Annotated in this window: 5 protein-coding genes; 4 read left to right on the top strand and 1 reads right to left on the bottom strand. The window is 48.4% G+C overall.

The window, feature by feature from the left end; all coding sequences use genetic code 11:
- Nucleotides 1-81 precede the first annotated feature (81 nt).
- The 4 genes from mutL to ACFQ2O_RS18250 all read left to right on the top strand — a co-directional run bounded on the left by mutL (nt 82) and on the right by ACFQ2O_RS18250 (nt 6516).
- Complete coding sequence (mutL, locus tag ACFQ2O_RS18265) at nt 82-1932, top strand: DNA mismatch repair endonuclease MutL (protein ID WP_377531264.1); 1851 nt, start codon at nt 82-84, stop codon at nt 1930-1932.
- Nucleotides 1933-2072: 140 nt separating this feature from the next.
- The gene (locus ACFQ2O_RS18260) at nt 2073-2852 is read left to right on the top strand and encodes a rhomboid family intramembrane serine protease (RefSeq protein ID WP_377531255.1); all 780 of its coding nucleotides are present in this window, start codon (nt 2073-2075) and stop codon (nt 2850-2852) included.
- Between the two features lie 6 nt (nt 2853-2858).
- Nucleotides 2859-3770 carry a rhomboid family intramembrane serine protease gene (locus ACFQ2O_RS18255; protein WP_377531251.1) on the top strand — a complete coding sequence of 304 codons (912 nt, stop codon included), beginning with the start codon at nt 2859-2861 and terminating at the stop codon, nt 3768-3770.
- Between the two features lie 160 nt (nt 3771-3930).
- Entirely contained in the window at nt 3931-6516 is a 2586-nt protein-coding gene (locus tag ACFQ2O_RS18250; RefSeq protein ID WP_377531248.1) for a BamA/TamA family outer membrane protein, read from the top strand.
- 168 nt (nt 6517-6684) lie between these two features.
- Here ACFQ2O_RS18250 and mdh read toward each other — a convergent pair whose 3' ends face one another.
- Nucleotides 6685-7626, bottom strand: a complete 942-nt coding sequence (gene mdh, locus ACFQ2O_RS18245; protein WP_377531259.1) for a malate dehydrogenase — start codon at nt 7624-7626, stop codon at nt 6685-6687.
- Between the last annotated feature and the right edge of the window lie 40 nt (nt 7627-7666).

The following is a 7666-nucleotide window of genomic DNA, read 5'->3' as shown; positions in this document are numbered from 1 at the left end:
AGAGCAAAAACTCGGCCACTGATACAAGATGGGTTGGGAAATAGAAAGAAAATATCAAGAAATAAGGAGTTAGAAAAGCGGATGCCGGACATCATACATTTACTACCTGATTTCCTTGCCAACCAGATAGCGGCCGGTGAAGTTGTGCAGCGCCCAGCCTCTGTGGTGAAGGAACTACTGGAGAACGCTATTGATGCACAGGCTACCAGCATACAGCTTATCGTAAAGGAGGCGGGGAGGCAGTTAGTGCAGGTGGTTGATAATGGCTTGGGTATGTCTGAGACAGATGCCCGCATGTGCTTTGAGCGCCACGCCACTTCTAAAATACGAAGCACTGAAGATCTCTTCCAGATTCGCACCATGGGTTTCCGTGGCGAGGCCATGGCATCTATTGGTGCAGTAGCCCAGGTAGAGCTTAAAACGAAGCCGCACGGTGCCGAAACAGGTACAAAGCTGTTGATTGAGGGCTCTGAGGTAGTGCTGCAGGAGCCTGTGGTAACGCCGGAAGGTACTTCTATTGCAGTTAAGAACCTGTTTTACAACGTGCCTGCGCGGCGTAACTTCCTTAAATCTAATGCGGTGGAGATGCGCCATATCCTGGATGAGTTCCAGCGCGTAGCTTTGGCTTACCCGGAAGTAACGTTTACGCTGCACCACAACGACATGGAAGTGTTTAACCTGCCAGCCACAAAGCTGAGCCAGCGCATTGTAAGCATCTTCGGGAGCACCTACAAAAACCAGATGGCCTATTGTGAGGAAGACACTGGCTTTCTGGTAGTGAAAGGGTACATCGGCAAACCGGAGCACGCCAAGAAAACACGCGGCGAGCAGTTCTTCTTCGTAAACAACCGCTACGTAAAAAGCGGTTACCTGAATCATGCCGTCATGACGGCTTTTGAAGGTTTGGTAGCCAAAGATAATCACCCGTTTTATGTGCTTTTCATCGATATTGATCCGGATAAGATTGATATCAACGTACACCCCACCAAAACGGAAATTAAGTTTGAGGACGAGAAAACAGTGTACGCTATTGTGCATGCAGCTGTTAAGCGTGCCCTCGGTGCCTATAATATTGCCCCTTCGCTTGACTTTGAGCAGGATGTGAATTTCTCGCCCTTACAGCCAATTCGCTTGCAAGGCGGCTTTAACAGTGAGTTCGAAAACGGAAGCAGAAACGGATACAGCGGGGGAGGCAGTACCTCCTTTCCGGGCTTTACGCCGCCGCCAGCCGCTACAACCCGCAGGGCCACCTCTAAAGGATGGGAGCAACTGTACGAAGCGACAGAGGAGGAGGAGCAGACAAGCCGCTCTGCCACCTCCGGCATGGATCTGCTGGATGATACCTTTGCTGCGACCGACACATCTGCCAAAAAAGCCATACAGGTACACCAGAAGTACTTACTGGTGCAGGTAAAGTCAGGTTTGATGATGATTGATATGCCGGCTGCCCAGGAGCGAATCCTGTATGAAAAGTACATGGCTACGCTTCAGAAAAAGCCCGCAGTTTCGCAAGCGCTTTTGTTCCCGCAAACGCTGCACCTGTCGCCAACAGATATGGTGCTGCTGAAAGAGCTTACGGCAGAGTTTAAGGATATCGGATTTCAATTCGAGGATTTCGGGGGCAATACAATTATTCTGAACGGCGTTCCACCTGATGTACATGCCGCCGACGAAAAAGAGCTGCTCGAAGAGTTGATGGAGCAGTACAAAAACAATTTAGCTACGTTAAAGCTTGATAAACGTGAGAATCTAGCCCGTGCCATGGCTAAGCGCCTGTCCACGCGCCTTCAGGCCCGCATGAGCGACCTCGAAATGAATTCTCTCGTAGATAAGCTTTTTGCCTGCCAGGTGCCAAATTATACCCCGGGCGGACAAAAAACGTTAGTCATTATGCAGCTTAGCCAATTGCATGAGCTTTTTCTAAAAGGCTGATTTTAAACCATAAATTTTAGGTATACCCAAGACTGTGTAATTCCTGCTGCGAGAAATCTGAGAGCTGTTTTCCTCTGAAAGAGGCCAGGTCAAAGTATAAGGCAACGAATCACCGTCGAAGGTCTCAAAAAAAATAACGCATGTTCAATATCACCCCTATGGTCAGGAACCTCCTGATCATCAACGTGGTCGTGTTTATACTTCAGCTTAGCGGAGTCATATCCAACGATATGTTTGCGCTGCACTACGTGGGCTCAGAATTGTTTCAGCCGGTGCAGTTGTTTTCACACATGTTTATGCATGGCAGTTGGGGGCACCTCTTCAGTAACATGTTCAGCCTTTTTATCTTCGGCCCAATGCTGGAGAGATTCTGGGGAGCACAGCGATTGCTGGTGTTTTACCTCATTACAGGTATAGGCGCCAGCATTCTGTATACCGGGGTTCGGGCCTACGAACTTAACCAGATGGAGGAAGATACGGCACAGTACATTGAAAACCCCTCACCGATTGCCTTCAGTAATTACATGGATGAGCACGTGCAGGAAGGTTTCCGCAGTGAGTTAGCCGTTGCTTATAAAAATAATGTAAACGATCCGCAGTACATAGAGGCAACCAAGAGCGCAGTTCGGGAAGTGTTTACCGCTATCTATAACATTCCGCTGGTAGGTGCTTCGGGTGCCGTGTTTGGTATCCTGATGGCGTTTGGCCTGCTGTTTCCTAACCTGGAATTAATGCTGCTGTTCTTGCCGATACCGATCAAGGCTAAATATTTTGTGCTGTTTTACGGCGCCTATGAATTGTATGCCGGCTTTAACCGCGTGCCCGGTGATAACGTGGCGCATTTTGCTCACCTAGGCGGGATGCTCTTCGCGTATATAATGGTAAGGATGTGGCAAAAGAATGACTACAGAAACTATTAAGGCAACATGAGTATACTAGACGACTTAAAATACACGTTCCGACAGCCCGATAATACACTAAAGCAGCTCATTATCATCAATGTGCTGGTGTACCTGGTGTTCCTGATTATCGGCACGCCCCTGGGGTGGATGGGTTACGGCTGGCTGGAGCGTATGGCGCTGTATTACCTGTCGCTGCCGTCCGAGCCAATGGCGTTTCTGTTTAAACCCTGGACGCTGATTACCTATTTTTTCACCCACGAAGGCTTTTTTCATATCCTGTTTAACATGCTGAACCTCTACTGGTTTGGGATGATCATTACAGAGTACCTGGGCAGCAGAAAGTTATTAAGCCTGTATGTGCTGGGTGGTATTGCAGGAGGTATCCTGTACATGATTATGTATAATGTGATGCCTGTGTTTGTAGAGCGGAACATTAGTGGCTTGTTGATAGGAGCTTCTGCCAGTGTGTTGGCGATTGTAGTAGCTGCTGCCACGCTGCTGCCTAACTATACGCTTAACCTACTGATTATAGGTCCGGTAAAGATAAAATGGATTGCTGCTGCACTGGTGCTGATGTCGTGGGCATTGGCAGATGATAGCGGCGGAAATGCAGGCGGTAATATTGCCCACCTTGGCGGTGCGCTGCTGGGCTGGGTGTTTATAAAGCAGTTACAGAGAGGCAACGATTTAGGTCGGCCTGTACTGGCTGTTACCGACTTCTTTACTAACCTGTTTAAGCGCAAACCAAAGCTACGGGTGTCGCACAGGCGGGCTACCAGCAGTGCGCGTACAAACGGAAGCACCACAACTAGCCGCCCTGGCACACCTGACCAAAACGAGATAGATCGCATCCTCGATAAAATATCCAGCTCCGGCTACGAAAGCCTTTCGAAGGAGGAGAAGCAGAAACTCTTTCAGGCAAGCCAGAAAGATTAGCAAAACAGGAACGGCACTCAGAACATGAGTGCCGTTCCTGTTTTTATACTTCGCTGTAAAGTATAAAACGCACGTATACAGGCTGATTGTGTTGTAAGGAGCATCTTCGTAAAACCCTATAGCCGCAGCTAAGTATAACCTTGGCAATCATTTCGAATGTATGACATCAAAAAAAACATTTTCTTACATAACGGGGCTGCTTCTATCCTTGCTTGGGTCTTATGCTGCATCCGCACAAAGTATTTCTCCAGACCAAGATAGTATTACTACTGCCATTGCACCGGAGTACAATGAAGTAAGCAAGGGGCATCGCTTCTGGTTTGGTGATAACTATCGCCGCATCTGGGCCACACCTGTAAAGATGCGTGTATTTCGGCTGCAAGAGGAGCAGGGAGGTATGACAATACTTAAGCGTGGCGGAGGCCAGCAAACCAAATCGCTGCGCCTGCAGGATGCTACCGGCCGCGAGTGGGTGCTACGTACCATCCAAAAAGACCCTGAAAAGGCTTTGCCTGAGAATCTAAGGCCGACAGTTGCGAAAGATATTGTACAGGACCAGATTTCTGCCTCGCATCCTTTTGCCTCGCTGGTAGTTCCTCCATTAGCCAAAGCTCTTGGTATTCTGCACGCAGAACCAGAGGTAGTATACCTTCCCGATGATCCCGCTCTCGGGGAATACAGAGCGGAATACGCGAATGCAGTTTACCTGTTTGAGGAGCGTGAGCCAATTGCCGCAGGCCTTGATACCGATAATACTGAAAAGGTACTTGAGAAACTGGAAGAAGATAATGACAACCGGGTAGACCAGCGGGCGGTGCTGCGTGCCAGGCTGCTTGACCTGGTAATAAGCGACTGGGACCGCCACGAAGATCAGTGGCGCTGGCGAGAGCTGGAAGATGAAATCGGCGATTACTATGATCCCATTCCCCGCGACCGCGACCAGGTTTTCTTTACCAATGATGGCGTTATTCCTAAAATTGGCTCCCGTAAATGGATCATGCCTAAGTTTCAGGGTTTTGATGAGGAGATACGCGATGTAGAAGGGTTTAACTTTAACGCCCGCTACTTCGACCGTATGTTTCTCACACAGCTGAGCGAAGCGGATTGGCGCAAAGAAGTACAGTTTGTGCAACAGAAGCTTACTGATCAACTTATTCGGGATGCTGTGCGCGAAATGCCTAAACCAATTTATGCCTTATCAGGAGAAGAAATTACCCGCAAGTTAATTGCCCGCCGCAACGACCTGGAGAAGCAGGCGCTTGAATACTATCGCTCTTTAGCCGAAACGGTAGATATAGCTGGCTCTGATAAGCATGAGGAGTTTAATCTGACTTACTTACCTGATGGAAACATCGACTTACAGGTTTATAAAATAAAAAAAGATGGTGAACGCGATCGCCTGATGATGCAGCGAACCTTTAACCCGGATATTACAAAGGAACTGAGGCTGTACGGGCGAGGAGACGAGGATCTATTCAACGTGCAGGGCAGCGGTAAGTCAGGTATAAGAGTGCGTATGATCGGGGGCGGAAGTGCCGATACTTTTGCGGTGGCAGATGATTTTAGAAACAGAAGGCGGCTGCTGATCTATGATCGTAAAGACGAAGACAATAACCTTCCTAAAGGTGGTGCTGCAAGGTTAAAAGTATCTAACGACTCGACTGTAAACAACTATGACCCGCGCAGCTTTAAGTATGATGTGCTTATGCCAGCAGCTGCGATAGGCTATAACCTGGACGATGGCATACTATTAGGCGCTGGTTTTAACTATACAAAACAGGGTTTTCGCAAAGATCCTTATGCTGCCCGACATAAGTTTATAATTGGGCATGCCCTGGCAACAAACGCTTTTTTCGGAAGCTACGAAGCTGAGTTTCCGCAGCTGCTTGCACGCAGGTATGACTTAGGAGTAGAAATTGATGCCAGAGCACCTAATAACACAAGTAACTTCTTTGGTATTGGCAACGGTTCTGAGTTTGCTGATGAGCAGTCTATCCGGTATTACCGCACCCGCTATGATCTGGTGGGCGCACAAGTAACGTTGCAGCGGCTATTAACACCGAAGTTTAAAGTATATGCAGGCCTGGCCGGGCAATACTTTAACATGGACCGTTCTGACAACACAGATCGCTTTATTAATGTGTACAGTGAGGAGAATCCTAACCTGAACCTCTTCGGGCGCAAGTACTATGGCGGTCTAATTGGAGGATTTACGCTGGACACCCGTGATAAAAGCCTGATGCCCTCAACAGGAGTCTTCTGGAATACCAGCCTGCGCGGTTTCAGTCAGTTTAACGGCGAAGAAGATAAGTATGGGCAGCTGCAGTCTGCCTTAGGTTTATACTTTAGCCTGGGAGATAATTTTGTAGTGGCCAACCGCATAGGAGGTGGAGCAACCTTTGGAGATCCTGCTTTTTTCCAGCTTTTATACTTAGGCGGTACAGAAAACCTGCGCGGCTTCCGCAATTTCCGCTTTGCCGGCGAGCAGATGCTGTACCACAACATCGAGTTGCGCTTCAAGCTGTTTGACTTTAACTCCTTCCTGTTTCCAGGTTCGGTGGGTATGATCGGCTTTAATGATGTGGGCAGGGTTTGGTCAGACAACGGTGACGATGACGGTGGCTGGCACGATGGCTTTGGCGGCGGCCTCTACATTAGCCCAGCCGAGCTTATACTTATACATGGAGTGGTAGGTTTTTCAGAAGACGGTGTGTTGCCATACTTTTCTGTAGGCTTCAGGTTTTAAGAAAAGCAACGGTTAAGCACCGCCGAATTTCCGAAGAGTGCCTATACGCCTATACTTGAAATTCGTGGCTATAATTGCTCGAAGGAGAGTATAACAAGTATAAAACAAGAGCGGCGCTTCCATCAGGAAGCGCCGCTCTTGTTTTATACTTGTAAGTATGCTTTAGAACTAAGCGTTGGCAGCGTTGATGTTATCCAGCGCGTCCATTACTTCCTTCACGTGTCCGCGAGAAGTTTCAAGCAGTTGCTTCTCCTCGTCGTTCAGTTGCAGTTCAATTACTTTCTCGATACCGTTCTTGCCAAGTATAACCGGCACACCTAAGTATACACCATCAATGCCATACTCTCCTTCCAGCTTCACACAAACCGGGAATACACGGCGCTGGTCACGTACAATCGCTTCAACCATCTGAGCAGCCGCTGATCCTGGAGCATACCAGGCAGAAGTACCCATCAGTTTTACAAGCTCACCACCACCTGACTTTGTGCGCTCGATGATCGCGTTCAACTTGTCTTCTGCGATAAGTTCTGTAACTGGGATACCACCTACGGTAGTATAGCGCGGAAGCGGAACCATGGTATCGCCGTGGCCACCCATTAATACAGCCTGAATGTCTTTTGGAGACACGTTCAGTTCTTCAGCCAGGAAGGCACGGTAACGTGCTGTATCCAGGATACCAGCCATACCCATTACGCGGGTGCGTGGCAGTTTAGAAGTGATGTGTGCTGCGTAAGTCATTACGTCCAGCGGGTTAGACACCACAATGATGATAGCGTTAGGAGAATACTTAACGATATTCTCAGTTACCGACTTTACGATACCAGCGTTGGTAGAGATAAGGTCGTCGCGGGTCATGCCGGGCTTGCGTGGCAGGCCTGATGTAATCACTACCACGTCAGAGTCAGCAGTTCTGCTGTAATCGTTTGTTACACCTACAGTACGTGTGTCGTATAGGTTGATTGGCGCTTTCTGCCAGATATCAAGTGCTTTACCTTCAGCAAAACCTTCTTTAATGTCCACCAGTACTACTTCATTCGCGATTTCGCGGTAAGCCAGCACATCGGCGCATGTTGCCCCAACGTTACCTGCTCCAACTACGGTTACTTTCATTGTCGGATATAGTTTTATTATAGTTTGAGATTCGGTTAAC

This window comes from Pontibacter rugosus (assembly GCF_042678745.1).
GTDB lineage: Bacteria > Bacteroidota > Bacteroidia > Cytophagales > Hymenobacteraceae > Pontibacter > Pontibacter rugosus.
The sequence above is the reverse complement of the archived record's forward strand: the minus strand, read 5'-3'. Positions and strand labels throughout refer to the sequence as shown.

What these genes read in the sequence shown, in the direction of transcription:
- mutL (WP_377531264.1), top strand. Translation starts at nt 82, where the DNA reads ATGCCGGACATCATACATTTACTACCTGATTTCCTTGCCAACCAGATA.
- ACFQ2O_RS18260 (WP_377531255.1), top strand. Translation starts at nt 2,073, where the DNA reads ATGTTCAATATCACCCCTATGGTCAGGAACCTCCTGATCATCAACGTG.
- ACFQ2O_RS18255 (WP_377531251.1), top strand. Translation starts at nt 2,859, where the DNA reads ATGAGTATACTAGACGACTTAAAATACACGTTCCGACAGCCCGATAAT.
- ACFQ2O_RS18250 (WP_377531248.1), top strand. Translation starts at nt 3,931, where the DNA reads ATGACATCAAAAAAAACATTTTCTTACATAACGGGGCTGCTTCTATCC.
- mdh (WP_377531259.1), bottom strand. Translation starts at nt 7,626, where the DNA reads ATGAAAGTAACCGTAGTTGGAGCAGGTAACGTTGGGGCAACATGCGCC.